This window comes from Streptomyces sp. WZ-12, assembly GCF_028898845.1.
In the GTDB taxonomy this organism is placed as follows: Bacteria; Actinomycetota; Actinomycetes; order Streptomycetales; family Streptomycetaceae; genus Streptomyces.
Genome location: NZ_CP118574.1, coordinates 4084137 through 4103035, shown reverse-complemented (window position 1 = coordinate 4103035; position 18899 = coordinate 4084137). Strand labels below are relative to the sequence as shown.

General features: G+C 70.1%; 20 protein-coding genes. 9 read left to right on the top strand and 11 right to left on the bottom strand.

Translation table 11 applies throughout. The features are described 5' to 3' along the window. Window positions 1-351 precede the first annotated feature (351 nt). A complete protein-coding gene (locus PV796_RS17345; protein WP_016576565.1) occupies window positions 352-2877 on the top strand; it encodes an ATP-dependent Clp protease ATP-binding subunit in 2526 nt (841 codons plus the stop codon). A 78-nt stretch (window positions 2878-2955) separates the two neighbouring features. Here the strand turns inward: PV796_RS17345 and PV796_RS17340 are convergent, their stop codons facing one another. Beyond that, window positions 2956-3492, bottom strand: coding sequence for a hypothetical protein (locus PV796_RS17340; protein ID WP_274914178.1), 537 nt, complete (start codon window positions 3490-3492; stop codon window positions 2956-2958). A 119-nt stretch (window positions 3493-3611) separates the two neighbouring features. On the opposite strand from PV796_RS17340, the gene PV796_RS17335 reads away from it, so the two are divergent. Next, window positions 3612-3953 (top strand): hypothetical protein, encoded by a 342-nt coding sequence (locus PV796_RS17335; protein WP_274914177.1) that lies wholly within the window; start codon window positions 3612-3614, stop codon window positions 3951-3953. A 216-nt stretch (window positions 3954-4169) separates the two neighbouring features. On the opposite strand, the gene PV796_RS17330 is transcribed toward PV796_RS17335, so the two are convergent. Then, window positions 4170-4349, bottom strand: coding sequence for a hypothetical protein (locus PV796_RS17330; protein WP_274914175.1), 180 nt, complete (start codon window positions 4347-4349; stop codon window positions 4170-4172). A gap of 353 nt (window positions 4350-4702) precedes the next feature. Between PV796_RS17330 and PV796_RS17325 the strand changes: the two genes are divergently transcribed. Continuing rightward, window positions 4703-5383, top strand: coding sequence for a M23 family metallopeptidase (locus PV796_RS17325; protein ID WP_274914174.1), 681 nt, complete (start codon window positions 4703-4705; stop codon window positions 5381-5383). Window positions 5384-5394: 11 nt separating this feature from the next. On the opposite strand, the gene PV796_RS17320 is transcribed toward PV796_RS17325, so the two are convergent. Further along, the gene (locus PV796_RS17320; protein ID WP_274914173.1) at window positions 5395-5982 is read right to left on the bottom strand and encodes a TetR/AcrR family transcriptional regulator; all 588 of its coding nucleotides are present in this window, start codon (window positions 5980-5982) and stop codon (window positions 5395-5397) included. Between the two features lie 206 nt (window positions 5983-6188). On the opposite strand from PV796_RS17320, the gene PV796_RS17315 reads away from it, so the two are divergent. Continuing rightward, the gene (locus tag PV796_RS17315; protein ID WP_446750602.1) at window positions 6189-7784 is read left to right on the top strand and encodes an MDR family MFS transporter; all 1596 of its coding nucleotides are present in this window, start codon (window positions 6189-6191) and stop codon (window positions 7782-7784) included. 66 nt (window positions 7785-7850) lie between these two features. Here PV796_RS17315 and PV796_RS17310 read toward each other — a convergent pair whose 3' ends face one another. Then, window positions 7851-8072, bottom strand: a complete 222-nt coding sequence (locus PV796_RS17310; protein ID WP_274914171.1) for a DUF397 domain-containing protein — start codon at window positions 8070-8072, stop codon at window positions 7851-7853. Then, the gene (locus PV796_RS17305) at window positions 8050-8907 is read right to left on the bottom strand and encodes a helix-turn-helix domain-containing protein (RefSeq protein ID WP_274914168.1); all 858 of its coding nucleotides are present in this window, start codon (window positions 8905-8907) and stop codon (window positions 8050-8052) included. The genes PV796_RS17310 and PV796_RS17305 overlap by 23 nt, the downstream gene beginning before the upstream one ends. 117 nt (window positions 8908-9024) lie before the next feature. On the opposite strand from PV796_RS17305, the gene PV796_RS17300 reads away from it, so the two are divergent. Then, on the top strand, window positions 9025-9219 hold the full coding sequence (locus PV796_RS17300) for a hypothetical protein (RefSeq protein ID WP_274914167.1): 195 nt from the start codon (window positions 9025-9027) through the stop codon (window positions 9217-9219). Further along, complete coding sequence (locus PV796_RS17295; protein ID WP_274914166.1) at window positions 9219-9683, top strand: ATP-binding protein; 465 nt, start codon at window positions 9219-9221, stop codon at window positions 9681-9683. Before PV796_RS17300 ends, PV796_RS17295 begins: the two co-directional genes overlap by 1 nt. Here PV796_RS17295 and cseC read toward each other — a convergent pair. The 5 genes from cseC to PV796_RS17270 all read right to left on the bottom strand — a co-directional run bounded on the left by cseC (window position 9643) and on the right by PV796_RS17270 (window position 14688). Further along, the gene (gene cseC, locus PV796_RS17290; protein WP_274914164.1) at window positions 9643-10947 is read right to left on the bottom strand and encodes a two-component system sensor histidine kinase CseC; all 1305 of its coding nucleotides are present in this window, start codon (window positions 10945-10947) and stop codon (window positions 9643-9645) included. The genes PV796_RS17295 and cseC overlap by 41 nt on opposite strands. Window positions 10948-10955: 8 nt before the next feature. Continuing rightward, window positions 10956-11666, bottom strand: coding sequence for a two-component system response regulator CseB (gene cseB / locus PV796_RS17285; RefSeq protein WP_274914163.1), 711 nt, complete (start codon window positions 11664-11666; stop codon window positions 10956-10958). A 10-nt stretch (window positions 11667-11676) separates the two neighbouring features. Continuing rightward, window positions 11677-12336 carry a hypothetical protein gene (locus tag PV796_RS17280; protein ID WP_274914162.1) on the bottom strand — a complete coding sequence of 220 codons (660 nt, stop codon included), beginning with the start codon at window positions 12334-12336 and terminating at the stop codon, window positions 11677-11679. A gap of 262 nt (window positions 12337-12598) precedes the next feature. Beyond that, window positions 12599-13204, bottom strand: a complete 606-nt coding sequence (locus PV796_RS17275) for a SigE family RNA polymerase sigma factor (protein ID WP_376565411.1) — start codon at window positions 13202-13204, stop codon at window positions 12599-12601. A gap of 524 nt (window positions 13205-13728) precedes the next feature. Next, a complete protein-coding gene (locus PV796_RS17270) occupies window positions 13729-14688 on the bottom strand; it encodes an A/G-specific adenine glycosylase (protein ID WP_274914161.1) in 960 nt (319 codons plus the stop codon). 141 nt (window positions 14689-14829) lie between these two features. On the opposite strand from PV796_RS17270, the gene PV796_RS17265 reads away from it, so the two are divergent. The 3 genes from PV796_RS17265 (at window position 14830) to PV796_RS17255 (ending at window position 17547) form a co-directional block, all read left to right on the top strand. Further along, window positions 14830-15372, top strand: coding sequence for a pyridoxamine 5'-phosphate oxidase family protein (locus PV796_RS17265; RefSeq protein WP_274919076.1), 543 nt, complete (start codon window positions 14830-14832; stop codon window positions 15370-15372). 195 nt (window positions 15373-15567) lie between these two features. Continuing rightward, window positions 15568-16395 (top strand): hypothetical protein, encoded by an 828-nt coding sequence (locus PV796_RS17260; protein ID WP_274914160.1) that lies wholly within the window; start codon window positions 15568-15570, stop codon window positions 16393-16395. 165 nt (window positions 16396-16560) lie between these two features. Further along, window positions 16561-17547: an NAD-dependent epimerase/dehydratase family protein gene (locus PV796_RS17255; protein ID WP_274914159.1), complete on the top strand. Its 987-nt coding sequence runs from the start codon at window positions 16561-16563 to the stop codon at window positions 17545-17547. Between the two features lie 210 nt (window positions 17548-17757). On the opposite strand, the gene disA is transcribed toward PV796_RS17255, so the two are convergent. Then, window positions 17758-18879 carry a DNA integrity scanning diadenylate cyclase DisA gene (disA, locus tag PV796_RS17250; RefSeq protein WP_067348330.1) on the bottom strand — a complete coding sequence of 374 codons (1122 nt, stop codon included), beginning with the start codon at window positions 18877-18879 and terminating at the stop codon, window positions 17758-17760. Window positions 18880-18899 lie beyond the last annotated feature (20 nt).

The following is an 18899-nucleotide window of genomic DNA, read 5'->3' as shown; positions in this document are numbered from 1 at the left end:
TGTCAGTGCCGGCGGGTAAGAAAGTCTCGGTGGGTAGAGACGCTGTGACCGGCACTGCGAGCAGTTCGACGCCGTCTTTGGGTGGCGGTGGGTGGTGCGTCGGCAAGGGGCGCGTTCGCCACGGGCGTAGTGGCGGCATGCGTATATGCCTGGCCTGCGGGAACATCGTCTCGCACCATCGAGTTGGAGCAGGTGTCAGCTGTTCGGCAGTAAATTTCCCCGTCGGAGCGGGGTGATCCGGACGGGTGTCGGCAGTTGGAATGAGCTGTCCCGCCCTGCGGGACTAGCATGCGGAAGGACAGGGAGGGGACCGACCCCTAACTGCCTGACCGCTCTGAGGAGCGATTAACGATGTTCGAGAGGTTCACCGACCGTGCGCGGCGGGTTGTCGTCCTGGCTCAGGAAGAAGCCCGGATGCTCAACCACAACTACATCGGCACCGAACACATCCTCCTGGGTCTGATCCACGAGGGTGAGGGTGTCGCCGCTAAGGCCCTGGAGAGCCTCGGCATTTCGCTCGAGGCGGTCCGCCAGCAGGTGGAGGAGATCATCGGCCAGGGCCAGCAGGCCCCGTCCGGCCACATCCCCTTCACTCCCCGTGCCAAGAAGGTCCTGGAGCTGTCGCTCCGCGAGGCCCTCCAGCTCGGCCACAACTACATCGGCACCGAGCACATCCTGCTCGGCCTGATCCGCGAGGGCGAGGGCGTCGCCGCCCAGGTCCTCGTGAAGCTGGGCGCCGACCTGAACCGGGTGCGGCAGCAGGTCATCCAGCTGCTCTCCGGCTACCAGGGCAAGGAGGCCGCCACCGCGGGCGGTCCCGCCGAGGGCACGCCCTCGACCTCCCTCGTCCTGGACCAGTTCGGCCGCAACCTCACGCAGGCCGCCCGGGAGACCAAGCTCGACCCGGTCATCGGGCGCGAGAAGGAAATCGAGCGGGTCATGCAGGTGCTGTCCCGCCGCACCAAGAACAACCCGGTCCTCATCGGCGAGCCCGGCGTCGGCAAGACGGCGGTCGTCGAGGGCCTGGCGCAGGCCATCGTCAAGGGCGAGGTGCCCGAGACCCTCAAGGACAAGCACCTCTACACCCTCGACCTGGGCGCGCTGGTCGCCGGCTCCCGGTACCGCGGTGACTTCGAGGAGCGCCTGAAGAAGGTGCTCAAGGAGATCCGCACCCGCGGCGACATCATCCTGTTCATCGACGAGCTGCACACCCTGGTCGGCGCGGGCGCCGCCGAGGGCGCGATCGACGCGGCCAGCATCCTCAAGCCCATGCTGGCGCGCGGCGAGCTGCAGACCATCGGCGCGACGACGCTGGACGAGTACCGCAAGCACCTGGAGAAGGACGCGGCCCTGGAGCGCCGTTTCCAGCCGATCCAGGTCGCCGAGCCGTCGCTGCCGCACACCATCGAGATCCTCAAGGGCCTGCGGGACCGCTACGAGGCGCACCACCGCGTGTCCATCACGGACGCCGCCCTGGTCGCCGCGGCCACCCTGGCCGACCGCTACATCTCCGACCGCTTCCTGCCGGACAAGGCGATCGACCTGATCGACGAGGCCGGCTCCCGGATGCGGATCCGCCGGATGACCGCGCCGCCGGACCTGCGCGAGTTCGACGAGAAGATCGCCGACGTGCGTCGCGAGAAGGAGTCCGCGATCGACTCGCAGGACTTCGAGATGGCCGCCGGCCTGCGCGACAAGGAGAAGCAGCTCCTGGCCGCGAAGGCGAAGCGGGAGAAGGAGTGGAAGGCCGGCGACATGGACGTCGTCGCCGAGGTCGACGAGGAGCTGATCGCCGAGGTCCTGGCCACAGCGACGGGCATCCCGGTCTTCAAGCTCACCGAGGAGGAGTCCAGCCGGCTCCTGCGGATGGAAGACGAGCTGCACAAGCGCGTCATCGGCCAGAAGGACGCCATTAAGGCGCTCTCGCAGGCGATCCGTCGTACGCGTGCCGGCCTGAAGGACCCGAAGCGCCCCGGTGGTTCGTTCATCTTCGCCGGCCCGTCCGGTGTCGGTAAGACCGAACTCTCCAAGACGCTGGCGGAGTTCCTGTTCGGCGACGAGGACGCGCTGATCTCCCTCGACATGTCGGAGTTCAGCGAGAAGCACACCGTCTCGCGGCTGTTCGGTTCGCCCCCCGGCTACGTCGGTTACGAGGAGGGTGGCCAGCTCACCGAGAAGGTGCGCCGCAAGCCGTTCTCGGTCGTCCTCTTCGACGAGGTCGAGAAGGCCCACCCGGACATCTTCAACTCGCTGCTGCAGATCCTGGAGGACGGTCGACTGACCGACTCCCAGGGCCGGGTCGTGGACTTCAAGAACACGGTCATCATCATGACCACCAACCTCGGTACCCGGGACATCTCCAAGGGCTTCAACCTGGGCTTCGCCGCCCAGGGCGACGTCAAGACCGGCTACGAGCGGATGAAGGCCAAGGTCAACGAGGAGCTCAAGCAGCACTTCCGGCCCGAGTTCCTCAACCGTGTCGACGACACGGTGGTCTTCCACCAGCTCACAGAGGAAGACATCATCCAGATCGTCGACCTCATGATCAACAAGGTGGACGAGCGGCTCAAGGACCGCGACATGGGCATCGAGCTCAGCAGCGAGGCCAAGTCGCTGCTGGCCAAGCGGGGTTACGACCCGGTGCTCGGCGCGCGTCCGCTGCGTCGCACGATCCAGCGCGAGATCGAGGACGCCCTCTCGGAGAAGATCCTCTTCAGCGAGCTGCGTCCCGGCCACATCGTGGTCGTCGACGTGGAGGGCGAGGGCGAGTCCGCCAAGTTCACCTTCCGCGGCGAGGAGAAGTCGGCCGTGCCGAGCGCTCCTCCGGTGGAGTCGGCGACGGGTGGGTCCGGGCCCAACCTGAGCAAGGACGCCTAAGCGAGCTAGCTCGCCGATACGTCGGCCGCCCCGGGACCGTTCAACGGTCCCGGGGCGGTTTTGCGTTGCCCCCGGGCGTCAGGTGCGGGGGCGGGGGTGGAGGGTGAGGTTGATGGGCGCTGAGTCGCCGTTGGTGCCGTAGAGGCGAAGGGCGCGGAGGTGGGGGAACACCGGGAAGAGCGTGCGCAGTTGCTCCGTGATCTCGGCGGCGGTACTCGTCCGTGAACTCTGGTGCCAGAGCTCGATCACCTGGGGGAGCCGTAGGTCGGAGGGGACCCGCAGGGTTGTGGTGTCTTCCGCGGCGTGAAGGGTGAGGCGGGTCAGCTTCGGCAGGTGGGACAGCGCGTACCACTGGTCCTCGTGGAGGGCGTTGGTCAGGCACTGGAGGTGCAGGGTGTCCAGGAGTGGCCACGAGGCGAGAGGCGTCAGGTTGATGGCGTCGGGGTGGCTGAGGGTGAGGGAGCGCAAGGGCGCGTCTGCGGGGAGGGTGCCGAGGTCCTCTGGAGGCAGCAGAGCGTAGAGCTGAAGGGATTCCAGCTGGCGCAGGTGGTGCAGCCCGTGGGGCGCCTGTGCGTTCTCGTCCCAATCGGTGATGCTGATGCTACGCAGCGGCACCCGGCGAGCGATGCGAGTGATTCGACCGCTGGGCATTCCCCGAGTCCCAGTGATTCCAGTGCAGGGAAATCTCGCAGGAAGGTGAGATCGGCGAGCCCTCGGGTGTTGTGGAACGGGAGATGGGTGACCTGTTCGGGATGCGGGTGGCGGACCGGGTCCTCGGCGCTGAACTCGCCGTGGAGGGAGATGCGACGGCGGCCGTCAAGCCTTTCGAGGGTGCGCAGTTCGGCGGGCTTGGCTATGGCGATGTGTGCATCGCCGCCGAGGTGGCGAATGACTTCGTCGGCGTATTCCTCGGTGTCGAACTCGGACCAGAAACCAGCGAGCTGTGCGCGAACGCTGGGCGAATGATGGTCGCGGAAGCGTTTGTTGACCTCTTGGCGAGCAACTCGCGTAATAGTTCGGCCCGTTCGCGGGGACGCGCGTGCGCTGCCGCCATGCGGATCACGTCCTCCCACTGAGAGTCGTCCGCGTGGGGCGTCGGCGAGGACCTGTTCGGCGCGGCCGAGGTCGGGCTTGGTGCGGACGGACGCGAGGAGCGGCTGCTCGTAGGCGGAGAGGGGATCGGGGTCCTCGGTGTCGGAGCGGGCCGCGGTGCGCCAGCGGGTGATGAAGGCGGCGACCTCGTCGCGGCTCATGGGGGAGAGGGTCCGTTCGGCGAAGCCGTCCGGGGCGAACTAGTCGTCGCGGACCGCGGAGGGGCGGGTGGTGACCAGCCAGCGGTCGTCGGTGGGGAAGGCGTCGAGGAGGTCCCGCTCGGTGAGCGTGCGGCGCTCCCCCTTGGAGGAGACGAGGACGGTCAGGCGTTTTCGCTTTTCGTGGCGGTGGGTGATGTGGAATTGGGTAACGCAGGTCACAGTAATTCCCGTAACGCGGGTCACATTGGCCTTGGAAGGCGTGTAACCCGGGTCACTTAAAAGCGGTCGAATCCCGTGACATGAGGCACAGGAATTCGCCCCCTACTAGCGGGAGTAGGGGAATTGTGGGGTGGTGGTGGACGGGCTTCTCGTCCTGTAAAAGTGCAGGTGAGGGTGGGTTTGTGGGGCGTTAGGTGTCAGGGGTGCGACCCCCGAGGGGTGTGCCGATCACCGCTGTCGGCGGTAGTAGGAAGCGGGCCTTGGCGGCAGGGCGGAGGCGGGTTACCAAGGAATGGCGATCCCGGTCCGCAGCCGGGAAAACCCATTCGCTTCTCGCTGGAGGAAAAACCCGCATGTCGAAGTTTTCCGTGATACGCAATTCCAAGAAGACCGCCAAGTCCGTGCTGCGTAACCGGGTGGCCGTCGTGGCCGCGGGTGCCGGTCTGACCGCCGCGCTGGGCGCCGGTGTCGCCGTCGCCGCCGATGGTGGGCTGCTGAACCTGTCCGCCGGCACCAGCAAGGCCGTCGCCGCGCAGGCCGAGGCGCAGGGCAAGGCCGCCACGGACGCCAAGGCCGCCGCGACGAAGGCCAAGGAAGAGGCCGCGAAGAAGGTCAACGGCTGGGTGAAGCCGGTCGAGAACTACACCATCGGCCAGCCGTTCGGCATCGCCGGCAGCCACTGGGCGCACAAGCACAGCGGTCAGGACTTCGTCGTGCCGACCGGCACCAAGGTCCACGCCGTCCACAAGGGCACGGTCGTCAAGGCCGGTCCGAACGGCGGCGGCGACGGTCCCGCCTACGGCAACGCGATCGTGATCAAGCACCCCAACGGGATGTACACCCAGTACGCGCACCTGTCGCAGATCCAGGTCCATGTCGGCCAGCAGGTGTCGACGGGCCAGCAGATCGGCCTGTCCGGCAGCACCGGCAACTCCACCGGCCCGCACCTGCACTTCGAGGTCCGCACCGGCCCCAACTACGGGTCGGGCATCGAGCCGACCGGATTCCTGCGGGCTCACGGCGACGCCGTCTGAGCTGAGTCCGGTCAGGCTGGCCGGCGGCCCGGCGGGTTTGCCGCCGTGACCAGTTCCGTGGCGACCCTGAGGATGGCCTCGCGCTTCTCCTCGGGGTCGCCCACGACGTTCTGCATCGCGAACATCCCCGCGTGCATGGTGAACAGCGCCGTGAGGCAGCGCACCTGGTCGACCAGCTCCGCGTCGTTCTCCTTGAGCAGGTCGTAGAGGGTCAGCATCCGCTCCTTGAAGCGCAGGCCGATCGTCAACTCCCGCACCGTGGCCTGGTTTTCCTGCATGAAACGGAAAAGGTCCTCGGCGGACCGCAGCGACTCGTGGTAGCGCCGGATGACCTCCTGCTTGGTCTCCAGCGTGCGCGGCTGCTCCTGCGCCCAGACGATCAGCTCGTCGATGGGCCGGCACAGGTCCTCGAAGAGGCTGATGACGATGTCTTCCTTGGTCTTGAAGTGGTAGTAGAGCGCCGCCTTGGTGACGTCGAGCCGCTCGGCGATCTCCCGCAACGAGGTCTTCTCATAGCCGTGTTCGGAGAACAGCTCCAGGGCGACGTCCTGGATGCGCTGGCGGGTGTTCCCCCTGCGCGATGGCGATGCGCTGCTCATGCTGATCTCCTGCGTGACGGCGTTGTCGGTGCGGGCCGGGCCGGGACGCGGCCCGCTTCCCCCGCAATCATCTGCTGCCCTGCTGGTCAGGGACCTACCCACCCCCGGCGCAAGAAACTTACTTGACGCCCGGCTAGTGACTCTTCTACCTTCTCACTGTACAAAACTAGCCGGGCGGCAAGTAAGTAAGAAATGATGGGGAAGTGATGGGGATGTCGCGCACAGCGACCCCGACGGGGGAAATACCGGACCAGGCGGCGGGCAAAAAGCCGGCCAGTGTCCGGATGGTGCTCTTTGCGCTCATGATCGCGATGTTGCTCGCGATGCTGGACAACATGATCGTCGGCACCGCGATGCCGACGATCGTCGGTGAACTGGGCGGCCTGTCCCACCTCTCGTGGGTCGTCACCGCCTACACCCTGGCCACCGCCGCCTCGACCCCGATCTGGGGCAAGTTGGGCGACATGTACGGCCGGAAGGGCGTCTTCCTGACGTCCATCGTGATCTTCCTGATCGGCTCGGCGTTGTCCGGCATGGCGCAGGACATGGGCCAGTTGATCGGCTTCCGCGCCGTGCAGGGCCTGGGCGCGGGCGGTCTGATGGTCGGCGTCATGGCGATCATCGGCGACCTGATCCCGCCGCGGGAGCGCGGCAAGTACCAGGGCATGATGGCCGGCGTCATGGCCGTCGCGATGATCGGCGGCCCGCTGGTCGGCGGCACCATCACCGACCACCTCGGCTGGCGCTGGAGCTTCTACATCAACCTCCCGCTCGGCGCGATCGCCCTGGTCATGATCACCGCCGTGCTGCACCTGCCGAAGAAGCGCTCGCAGACCCGCATCGACTACGCGGGCGCGGCCCTGCTGACCGTCGGCATCACCTCGCTGGTGCTGCTGACCACTTGGGGCGGCACCCAGTACGAGTGGCTGTCGAAGCAGATCGTGGGCCTGGGTGTCCTGGCCGTCGTCGCCCTGGTCGCCTTCGTCCTCGTCGAGCGCAAGGTCAGCGACCCGGTCCTGCCGCTGCGGATCTTCCGCAACGGCAACTTCTCGCTCGTCACCGTGATCGGCTTCCTGGTCGGCTTCGTGATGTTCGGGTCGATGACCTTCCTGCCGCTGTACCAGCAGTCCGTCCAGGGCGCCTCGGCGACCAACTCGGGCCTCCTGCTGCTGCCGATGCTGCTGTCGATGATGGCGGTCTCGCTCTTCGCGGGCCGGATCACCACCACGACCGGCAAGTACAAGATCTTCGTGACGGTCGGCGGCGGCCTGATCACCGCGGGCCTGGTGCTGCTGTCCCTGATGGACACCACCACCACGCGCTTCACGTCCGGCCTCTACATGGCGGTGCTCGGCGCCGGCATGGGCTTCCTGATGCAGACCACGATGCTGATCGCCCAGAACAGCGTCGAGATGCGGGACATGGGCGTCGGCTCCTCGTCGGCCACCCTGTTCCGGACCATCGGCGGCTCGTTCGGCGTCGCGATCATGGGCGCGGTCTTCTCCAACCAGGTGAAGACCACGATGATCGAGAAGCTCGGCCCCGTCGCCGGCGAGAAGATGACCACCGGCGGCGCCCAGATGGACCCGAAGACGCTGCCCAGCCTGCCGGCCGCCGTGAAGGACGCGTACGCCCACGCGGTGTCCTCCGGCACCCACCAGGTCTTCTTCTGGGGCGCGTTGATCAGCGTCATCGGCTTCGCCGCGGCGTGGTTCCTCAAGGAGGTCCCGCTGCGCGGCGGCCCGGCCGCGGACACCGCGAAGGCGGCGGAGGCGGCGGAGGCCGAGCCGGTCGCCGTCTGACGCCTGTCGGTACGTGAACGGCCCCTGGGGCGCGCGTGGTTACGCGCCCCAGGGGCCGTTCGGCGTTCAGGCGCCGGCCAGTTGACCGCCCTTAACGGCCGCGACGAACGCGGACCAGCGGTCGGCGGGAAACACGAGTGCGGGCCCCTGGGGGTCCTTGCTGTCCCGGACGGGGACGAGGTTGGAGAGAGCGTCCGACATCTCGATGCAGTTGGCGCCGTCGCCGTTGCTGTAGCTGCTCTTGCGCCAGGTGGCTGTGCTCAGGTCAATCCTGTTGCTGCGCTTCATCGTTGTAGCCCCTTGCCGCTTCCTCGATCATGGCCAGGGACGCCTCTGGTGGCAGTGCGGCGGCCCTCAGCAGATCGTACGACCTCCGATAGTCCGTCACGAGCGGCGGAAAGTCGATTGACTGGCCGCTGAATTCGCTCTCGGTCCATACGAGTGGTGGCGCGTCGGCGAACGTCATGACGCTGGCCATGCCGCCGTGCATCAGGGGGTGGAAGGCGGTTGATGCGGGGATGATTTGCAGGACGCTCCGTGTCGAGCGGATCCGGTCGAGGATGTGTTCCAGTTGTGCGGCTTGCTCAGCTGGTGGGAGGACAAGCCTGCGGATCAAGTCCTCGCGGAGGATCGCCCAGTAGTAGGGGCGTTCCTTGCGCTTCCAGATTTCAGCGCGCTCAAGCCGTGCCCGGACCTTCTCCTCGACGTCTTGGGGGTCTCCCCACGGCTTTGCCGTCTTGAAGAGCTTCCGCATGTACGCCTCGGTCTGAAGCAGGCCAGGGATAACGAACGGCGACCACTCCTCGATCGTCGTCGCCTGCTTCTCCAGATCAGGGATCTCCGCGAAGTAAGCCGGATGCCCCGACCGCCGTGCCTTGGCGGCATCTTCGCAACGCCGCTCGAAGAAGCCGTCCGTGTTGAGCTTCTTGTCGACATGGATCGCCAGATCCATCGGCATGCCGCGCTCGCCGCGTTCGATCTGGCTCAGCAGCGAGATGCCGCGGAACGCGCCTTCCGCTAGCTGTTCGAGGGTGAGGCCCGCTTTCTCCCTGCGGTAGCGCAACTCGGCGCCGTAGAAGCTCTGGACGTTCGCCGACGGGTCAGGGTCTTTCCGAGGAGGCATAACTCACCGTCACTACTTCGGGGTTGCGTGGGTGCAACGCGATTCCCTTCCAAAGTACGGGCGTCGACGCCAGGCTGTGAGCAGTTCGTCACGATGCGCACAGAAAGGTGAACACCCATGGATGACGTGCACGAATGCACCGAGGGGCTCAAGGCGGCGTTGCGGGAAAACGGGATCACGTTGCCGTCGTTGGGCGTCGATCTGCCGTCGTTCGCGGGGCGGTACCCACCCCCGCTCGTCACGCTCGGCAACTGCAACGTCGCGACGGCTCGCCAGCTCACCGAGGCGCTGCACAAGGCGGCCGGGCAGTGATGACCGTCCACCTGCTCGCCGTACCGAAGGAGGTCCCGTTGCTGCGGCGGGCCGTGCGGGCGTACCTCGGTACGGCGGCATCGTGCGAAGTCGAGCTCTGCGTCAGCGAGTTGGTGGGGAACGTGATCCGGCACGTGGGGGAGGGCACGCCCGTCAGCGTCCACGTAACGCAGACCGTCGACGGGCGGACGCGGATCGAGGTGACCGACCCGGACCCGCGCGCCCTGCCCGTCCTCCTCCAAGCGGCCGTGGACGACGAAAGCGGGCGCGGGATAGCGCTGTTGGACGCCGTAGCGCTGCGGTGGGGCGTACGGCAGGAGGAGGCGAGCAAGACGGTCTGGTGCGAAGTGGCGGGACAGCCCCTCCGGCCCCACCCACGGAGAGAAGCCGAGGCCACCCCAACCCCCACCAGGCGAAAAGCCGTCAGCGATCCGGCAGTTGGATCACCGGGAAGCTCCCGGTAGCCGTAGGCGCGTTCTCCGGCAGCCACAGCACCGACACCGCTCCCGTGGACCCGTCCGTCAACTCGTCCGCGTTGCGGAACGTCAGCCGCGCCCCCAACACCCGGGCCTGCCCCACCGCGATCGTCAGCCCCAGCCCGTGCCCGACCCCGGCCCGATCGCTGCTCCCGGTACGGAACCGGCTCGGCCCCTCCCGCAGCAACGCCTCCGGGAACCCGACCCCGTGGTCACGGACGCGGATGACCCGCCCCTCCACCGTGACCTCGATCGGCGGCTTCCCGTGCCGCGTCGCATTGGCGATCAGGTTCCCCAGGATGCGCTCCAGCCGCCGGGGATCCGTCGTCACCTCGGCATCCCGCAGGATGTCGACCACGACCTCCGGATTCAACGCCCGCACCCGCCGCGACACGAACTCGCCCAACGCCACGTCCTGCAGCTCGGCCCGCTCGGCGTGCCCGTCGAGCCGCGCCACCTCCAACACGTCCTCGACCAACGTCCGCATCGCCTGCGCCCGATCCCGCACCAGCTCCGACGGCCGTCCCGGCGGCAGCAGTTCGGCCGCCGTCAGCAGCCCCGTCACCGGCGTCCGCAACTCGTGCGCGATGTCCGCGGTCACCCGCCGCTCCGCCTCGATGCGCTGCTGGAGCGCGTCGGACATGGCGTCCACCGCCCACGCCAGATCGTCCGTCTCGTCGCGGACCCGACCCCCGCCCACCTCGTCGCGAATCCGCACCGAGGTGTCCCCGTCCGCCAGCTTCCCGGCCGCCGCCGCGGCCTTCCGCAGCCGCTTCGACAGCCGCCCGCCGACCAGCACGCCCAGCGCGCAGCCGCCGACGACCACCGCCGTGGAGCCGATCAACAGCGCCTGGTCCAGGTCGTCCAGCACCTGAAAACGATCGGGGAAGCGGTCGTGGATCGACAGCACCCGCCCGTTGCCGAGCGGCGAGGCGGCCCACACCTCGGGCGCGGTCTGCCCGGTGTCCTCCAGGAACGTGGCCCGGTCGCCCTCCGCGACCTCCTTGCGGAGCGCCTTCGGCAGCGCCGGGTCGTCGATCTTCGCGCCGAACTGGAGGCGGTTGGTGGACTCGTAGATCTTCTGCGTGAAGTTGAGCCGCTCGATCTGCACATCGCGGCTGTTGTCGAGCATGGAGACCCGCGCGGCGTTGTGCACGACAAGGCTCAACGCCACCGCGACCAGCGCCCCCACGAGCGCGATCGCGGCGCTGAGTTTCCATCTCAGGCCCGTTCGCAGGGCCAGCCTGACCACCTGCGGATTCAGCCTCTCAGCTTGTATCCGAAGCCGCGGACCGTCTCGATCCGGTCCTGGCCGATCTTGCCGCGCAGCCGCTGGACGTGGACGTCCACGACCCGGGTGTCGCCGCCCCAGCCGTAGTCCCAGACCCGCTCCAGCAGCCGGTCGCGGGAGAGGACGGTGTTGGGCGCGGTGGAGAACTCCAGCAGCAGCCGCATCTCGGTGGGCGTCAGCGCCACCGTCTCGCCGCCCTTGCGGACCTCCATGCCCTCGGTGTCGACCTCCAGGTCGCCGAAGCGCAGCACGGTCTCGGTGAGGCCGGCGTCCTCCGCGGCCGCCGCGCCCGCGCGGTCCGGCCCGCTGGCGTGGCCGAAGCGGCGGAGCACCGCGCGGATCCGGGCGACCAGCACCGCGCCGTCGAACGGCTTGGTGACGTAGTCGTCGGCGCCGGCCTCCAGGCCGAGCACCACGTCGATGGAGTCGGCGCGCGCCGACAGCATGATCACGGGGACGGTGGACTCGTCGCGGATCCGCCGGCAGAGGCTGACGCCGTCGAGCCCGGGGACCATCACATCAAGCAGGGCGATATCGGGACGATTTGCGCGGAACGCCTCCAGACCCGAGAGTCCGTCGGGCATGGCGGTGACCACGAACCCGTCGCGTTCCAGCGCGAGTTGAGTGGCCTCGCGGATGACGTCGTCGTCCTCGACGAAGAGGACATGGGTGTCAGCCATGGCGGTGTCTCTAGCCCTCCGTTCCCGTGGAGCCGTTGCCGGTGCCGCCGTCGCCGTCGTCGGGGGTCTCGTCGACGGCGGTCTTGCTGTAGTCGGTGTGGTACCGGTCGTACTCGGTGAAGTGGTCGTTCGCCCAGCGATACGTCATCACATCTTCCCCCGAGGGGCAGCACACCTTGTCGCCGGTTTCGTAGGTCTGCTTGGAGACCTCCAGCTCGCCCTTGCTCACCCCGGCGTAGACCGACGGCTGTTCGTTCGCGTACACGTTGTCATACCCGTCGGTGGTGCCGGCCTTCGCGCGGTAGACGTACGTGCCGATGCCGACGGAATCCGCGCAGGTCATCACGTTGACGATGACGTCCGGGGTCTTGCCGCCGGTCAGTGAGGCGTAGGTCACCTCTATCGGGTACTCGTGCGCGGCACAGGGCTTGGCGACGGCCCGCTTCACGTCCGGGCCGACCTTGGGGTCGTCGGCGAGCAACTGGACGGCGTTGACCTTCTTGTAGTGCGCGCTCGGGCTGGGCGCCGGGGTCGCGCTCATCGCGCCCCGGGGCGCGGGGGTGTGGCTGGCGGCGCCTTCCTTGCGTATGCCCTCGCCACCGGGGTTGCACCCGGCCAGCAAAAGGCCGACGGCGGCCACGCCCGCCGTGGCCGCGCCGCCCTTGGTCAAACCGCTTCTGGTCAGGCTCCTGGTCGGCCTGTATCTGGACAATCCGCTCCTGCTCACCGTGCCGCTCGCTCAGCCGCCGATCCCGTTGCCGCCGTGCGCCCGGCCGCTGCTCCTGTGGAGATTGTCCCGCGCCAAGCTGTGTGCCGGGCTGTGGGCTTGGTTACGCCACCGGTCGTGCTGGTCGTGCCGGGGTTGCCGGCCGTACCGGGCGTGACGCTCGGGCCGCGCGTGCCGGGCACGTCGGTCGTTCCGTCGGCGCCGGTCAGGCCGCGCACTGCTCCCGCTCCTGCTGCCCGCGCTCCAGTACCCGGGCGTCTATGTCGCGGCTCTCCAGCTCCTGCCGGAGGCGGGCCAGGGCGCGGTGCAGGGTGCTCTTGACGGTGCCGGTGGACATGCCGAGCGCGGCCGCGGTCTCCTCGGTGCTCATCTGCTCCCAGTGCCGCAGCACGACGACGCTGCGCTGCTTCGGGGCGAGCACGCCGAGGATGTCCATCAACAGGGCCCGGTCGGCGCGCTGTTCGGTGCCGTCGTCGACGCTGGCGTCGGGGAGCTGCTCGGTGGGCACTTCTTCCAGCTTGCGGGCGCGCCACCACTCGGTGCGGGTGTTGATCATGACGCGGCGGAGGTAGGCGTCCGCCAGCGACTTGTCCGCGATGCCGTCCCAGCGGCCGTAGGTGCGGACCAGTGCCGTCTGGAGCAGGTCCTGGGCGTCGACCGGATCCGGGACCAGGCGCCGGGCGCTGCGCAGCAGGGCATCCTGCCGGGTCCGCACGTACTCTTCGAAGTCCAGTACCTTGCCGCCGCTGGTCGCCATTCCGACGCCTCCGATCCGCTTACGTTTCCCCGCGTTGTCCGTGCCGGCGGTCATCTCCAGCACGGGAATGACGCTACGGAGGGGGTGTTGCGACGTAATGTGCGTCGGACCCTCAGGGAGTGCACGGAAGACCGTCGGTTGTGTAACAGCGCGCCGGGGGTCATACCTGGGGCCGACGGGGCCCGTGACGACGTCATCCTCCCGACGGAGGTCGGGCCCCCACCTGGGGGGACAAAGGTCCTGCGGGGCGCGGCGGGGGGTGCCCGGGGCGGTCGACGAGCGAGGGAACGCGCCGTATTCGGGCGCGATCCGGCCAGTTCGGCGGGGGTTCGGTTTCCGTTGGGGCGGCCGTCCCGGTTCTCTTCCGTGTTCTTTTGGCGCGGTCTCTTCGTGCGGTTTCCGTTGCGGGGGCGGGCGCGCCGCCCCCGTCCCGGTGGGGACGAGCGACGGGCGCGGCCCCTGGGGAGGGACCGCGCCCGAGAAGACGAGGAGAACGACGGGGACGTCACATGACGGGACCGTGACATACGCGACTCTGACGCCGCGTTTCGGGGGCCACGGCGATGGCCGATGTCAGGTCAGGAGTGCGGCAGCCGATAGCGGCCGCCACCCAACGGCTCCACCAGGCCGTCCGAAACCAGCCCGTCCAGAGCCCGGGCCCGCTGCACCGGCTCGTCCCACACCTGGTCCAGCACGCCCTGCGGCACCGGCGCGAGCGCCTCGCGCAGCACGGCCAGCAGCTTGCCGCGCACCTGCCGGTCGGTCCCGGCGTACGCCTGGGTGCGGCGCGGCGGGCCCTCGTGGGCCGGTGACCCGGCCAGCCGCCAGCCGCACTGCGCGGCGATCGGGCAGCGGTGGCACTCCGGGGAGCGGGCGGTGCACACCAGCGCGCCCAGTTCCATCGTGGCCGCCGCCCAACGGGCCGCGAGGCCCTCGTCCTCGGGGAGCAGGGCGCGGGCCAGCTTGCGCTCGGCGGCGGTGGTGGCGTTCGGCGGGTACTGGCGGCCGGTGACCGCGCGGGCGAAGACCCGCCGCACATTGGTGTCCAGCACCGCGTGCCGCTGCCCGTAGGCGAAGGAGGCGACGGCCGCCGCGGTGTACTCGCCGACGCCGGGCAGCGCCAGCAGTTGGGCGTGCTCACGGGGGACGTCGCCGCCGTGGCGCTCCTGTATGGCGGAGGCCGCGGCGTGCAGCCGCAGCGCGCGCCGCGGGTAGCCGAGCCGGCCCCAGGCGCGCACCGCCTCGCCGGGTGGCTCCGCGGCGAGGTCGGCGGGCCGCGGCCAGCGGGTCAGCCACTGTTCGTACACCGGCAGCACGCGGCTGACCGGCGTCTGCTGGAGCATGAACTCGCTCACCATCACGCCCCACGCGCCCGCCTCGGGGCGGCGCCAGGGCAGGTCGCGTGCGTGCTCGGCGAACCAGTCGGTGACGGGGCGGTGCAGCCCGGTCCCGTCCGCGGCCTCCGCGGCCGATGCGGCGGCGGAGGCGTTCTCGGCGGCGGCGGTCATGGCACTGGGAATGGCAGGCGTGGAAGTCATGGCAGTGCCGATCCTGGCACGCCCGCCCGCCCCCGGGAAACGCACCCGCCCCGCCCCGCCGCGCGCCCACCCACACGCAGGAAGGGGGCGGGCGATGCGCATGGGGTGGCAGGGGCGTACGAGGATGGGTGCGTGAGCGACATGGGCGGCACGGGCGGCAGCGTGGAGAAGCGGACGAGCGACGGGCAGCGGGGCGACGACCGGGACGCCGGGGATATCGGGGGCGCGGCGTGTCCGGCCGGTATCCGGCGGGCGTTGGACGCGCACACCACCGTGACACTGGCGTACGCGGACGCGGACGGGCCGCAGGCGTGCGCGGTGCTCTACGCGGCCGGGGAGGCCGCCGACGGGACGCCGGCGCTGTACTTCGTCACCGCTACGAGCACCCGGCACGGCCGGGCCCTGGGGGAGCCCGGTGCGCGGGTGGCGTTCACGGTGCAGCGGGACGGCCAGGAGTGGAGCGGACTGACCGGGATTCAGGGGCGCGGTGGTTGCCGTCCGTTGAACGGGGACGAGCGGGACGCCGGGTGGCGCGTCTACGCGGCCCGATTCCCCTTCGTCGCGGCCGACGAGCGGCTGCGCGCGGCCCTGGAGCGGACCGCGCTGTGGGAACTGCGCCCGGACTGGCTGCGGTTGATCGACAACACGCAGGGTTTCGGCCACAAGGAAGAGTGGCGGGCATAGGCGCAACGGCGCGCCGGCGGGCGGGCGGCCGCGGCTCTTGCGCCCCCGTTTCGTCGTGCCGTTGTCCCGTTGGGCGGCGCACGGGCGTTGGGGAGGGCCGCCGCGGACCGTCACCGGGCCGATGATGGGAAAAGTTGCAGCCTGATGCGGCGGGTACTGGCCGGTGCCGGTCCGGATCTCTCGTAGAGTTTTCGCGTGGGATCACTGCGCAATCCGATCGGGCCGCTTCCGTCCTCCATCTACTGGCGGCGGAGGGCCGTTGCGCTGGCCGTCGCCGTCCTCCTGATCGCCCTGGTGGTGTGGATCCTCACGCTGGGCGGGGGCGACGAGAAGACGGCCAACGAGGGCAAGGGCGCGCAGGGATCCGGACCCGCCGCCTCCATCACGCCGGGGCCCGTGCCGAGCGGACCGGCGATCAGTCAAAAGCCCGGCGGCCGCGATGAGTCGGGCGCCGGCGGGGCGTCGGGGTCGGGCGGTGGTTCCGGTGGCGGGACCGCGGGTGGCGCGGGCGCGGTCGGCGGCGGGAGCGGTGGTTCGGCGGCCGGCGGGGCCGGTTCCGGCGGCATCCCGATCGGTCAGCCGGCGGGCGGCGACGCCCCCGTCGCGGCGGGCGCGGCCCTCCCCAACTGCGCATCCGGAACGGTGGAATTGGCGCTGCGCAGCCTCAAGGACTCCTACGCGCCGGACGAGAAGCCCAAGTTCGAGCTGAAGGTGACCAACTCCGGGGGCGCGGCCTGCAAGGTGGACCTCGGGCGCAAGGCGACGGTGCTCACCATCGACGACGCCACGGCCGACGACCGGGTGTGGGCCTCCGACGACTGCCCGTCGAACAGCTCCCCGGCGCTGCTCCAGGTGCCCGCCAAGGGCACCGTGACCCGCACCGTCGAGTGGGACCGCCGGGCCAGCGGCCCCCAGTGCGCGACGCCGAGCGCGGCGGCGGTGCCGGCCGGGAAGTACCTGGTCGAGGCGAAGGTGCCGGGACTGACGGCGGCGAAGACGTCGTTCGCGCTGGCGAAGGGCTGACGGCCGCGGGTCGGCGGTCGGCGGTCCGGGCTGCCGGTCGGGGACGGCCGACGGCAGTTGTCATGACGTCCCGGAGCAGGGGCCTCCGGAAGTTCCGCCCGTAGGGGATTCGCTGAGAGCGTGCGCGGCTGGTGACGTCCGGGCCGCTGCGGCACAGTCGCCGTCATGAAGCTACTGATTCTGGGCGGTACGGAGTTCGTGGGGCGGGCCGTCGCCGAGGCGGCGCTGGCCCGGGGTTGGGACGTGACGGTCTTCAACCGGGGGCGGCACGCGGCGCCCGAAGGGGTCACCGTGCGGCACGGCGACCGGTTGGCGGCGGGCGGGTTGGCCGCCCTGGAGGACGGCGAGTGGGACGCCGTCGTGGACACCTGGAGCGCCGCGCCGGTCGCGGTCCGGGACGCCGCCCGACTGCTCGCCGGCCGGGTCCGGCACTACGCCTACGTCTCCAGCGCCTCGGTCTACGCCTTTCCGCCGACCCAACGGATCAGCGAGACGGCCGCGTTGGTCGAGGGCTCCCCGGACGACGCCGACGCCGACGACTACCCGCGGGCCAAGCGGGGCGGCGAACTCGCCGCGGTCGAGGCGTTCTCGGACCGGGCGCTGCTGGTCCGCGCCGGGCTGATCCTCGGCCCGTACGAGAACATCGGGCGGCTGCCGTGGTGGTTGACCCGGATCGCCCGCGGCGGGCCGGTCCTTGCACCGGGCCCGCGCGACCTGGCGCTCCAGTACATCGACGCCCGCGACCTGGCGGAGTGGATCCTCGACGCCGTACGGGACGGGCGGTCCGGCGGCTACAACCTGGTGAGCGAGCCGGGGCACGCCACGATGGGCGAGCTGCTGGAGAGTTGCGTGCGGGTCACCGGGGCGTCGGCCGAACTCCGTTGGACGGCACCCGAGGACGTCCTCGCGGCGGGCATCGCGCCGTGGACGGAGCTGCCGATCTGGCTGCCGCAGGGCGGACCGGAATGCGAGGCGCTCTACGGGGGCGATGTCGGCAAGGCGTTGGCGGCCGGGCTGCGGTGCCGGCCGGTCGCCGAGACGGTGGCGGACACCTGGGAGTGGCTGCGGAGCATCGGCGGGGTGGCACCGCTGCGGCCGGACCGGCCGGCGGTGGGGCTGCCGGAGGAGAAGGAGGCGGCGGCGTTGGGGTAGGCGGCGGCTTGCGGTGGGGCGGGACGGGCCGCCGGGCCTTAGGGGGGTGCCGAACGCATCCCGTAGGGGACGTGAGCGCCCCCTGTGGGGCCCTCAACGCGCGGATGGGGGGCGGGTATTCCCGCTTCGCGGGCGTGGCGCCCGGCGCACCGTGAAGCGATGCGTGGCGGGGCGTTGTGGGCCGGACGGCCCACAACGCCGCATGCCCCGTTACACGTACCGTTCCAGGATGGACGACTCCGCCAGGCGGGAGAGGCCCTCGCGGACCGAGCGGGCGCGGGTTTCGCCGACGCCCTCGACGGCCTGGAGGTCGTCGACGGAGGCCGCGAGGAGCTTCTGGAGGCCGCCGAAGTGGTCCACCAGGCGGTCGATGACCGCGCCGGGGAGGCGAGGGACCTTCGCCAGCAGCCGGAAGCCGCGCGGCGAGACCGCCGAGTCCAGCGTCTCCGGGGAGCCGCTGTAGCCCAACGCGCGGGCCACGATGGGGAGTTCGAGCAGCTCGGTGTGGGTGAGCGCGTCCAGCTCGGCCAGTGCCTCGGCGACCGTGCGGGAGCGCTTGGCGGTGGGCTCGGGGACGTAGTCCCGGGCGACCAGCTCGCGCTCCGGCTCCACGCCGGCGATCAACTCTTCGAGCTGGAGGGCCAGCAGGCGGCCGTCGGTGCCCAGTTCGACGACGTACTCGGCGATCTCGGTGGCGATCCGGCGGACCATCTCCAGCCGCTGGGCGACCGCGGAGACGTCCCGGACGGTGACCAGGTCCTCGATCTCCAGGGCGGAGAGGGTGCCGGCGACCTCGTCGAGGCGGAGCTTGTAGCGCTCCAGGGTGGCCAGCGCCTGGTTGGCGCGGGAGAGGATCGCGGCGGACTCCTCCAGTACGCGGCGCTCGCCGTCCACGTAGAGCGCGATCAGGCGCATGGACTGGCTGACCGAGACCACCGGGAAGTTGGTCTGGATGGAGACCCGCTGGGCGGTGCGGTGGCGGGTGCCGGTCTCCTCGGTGGGGATGGAGGCGTCCGGCACCAACTGGACACCGGCGCGCAGGATCTTGGTGATGTCCTTGTCGAGGACCAGGGCGCCGTCCAGCTTGCACAGCTCGCGCAGGCGGGTGGCGGTGAACTCCACGTCGAGGACGAAGCCGCCGCTGCACATCGACTCGACGGTCTTGTCGAAGCCGAGGACGATCAGGCCGCCCGTATTGCCGCGGAGGATGCGCTCCAGGCCGTCGCGCAGCGCCGTACCGGGCGCGACGGCGCTCAGCGAGGCGCGCATCAGGCTCTCGGTGCCGGTCCCCGCGGACCTGCCGGGAGACGACGCCCGGTCGTTCGCTGCCACTGCACTCCTCCGTCGCATGG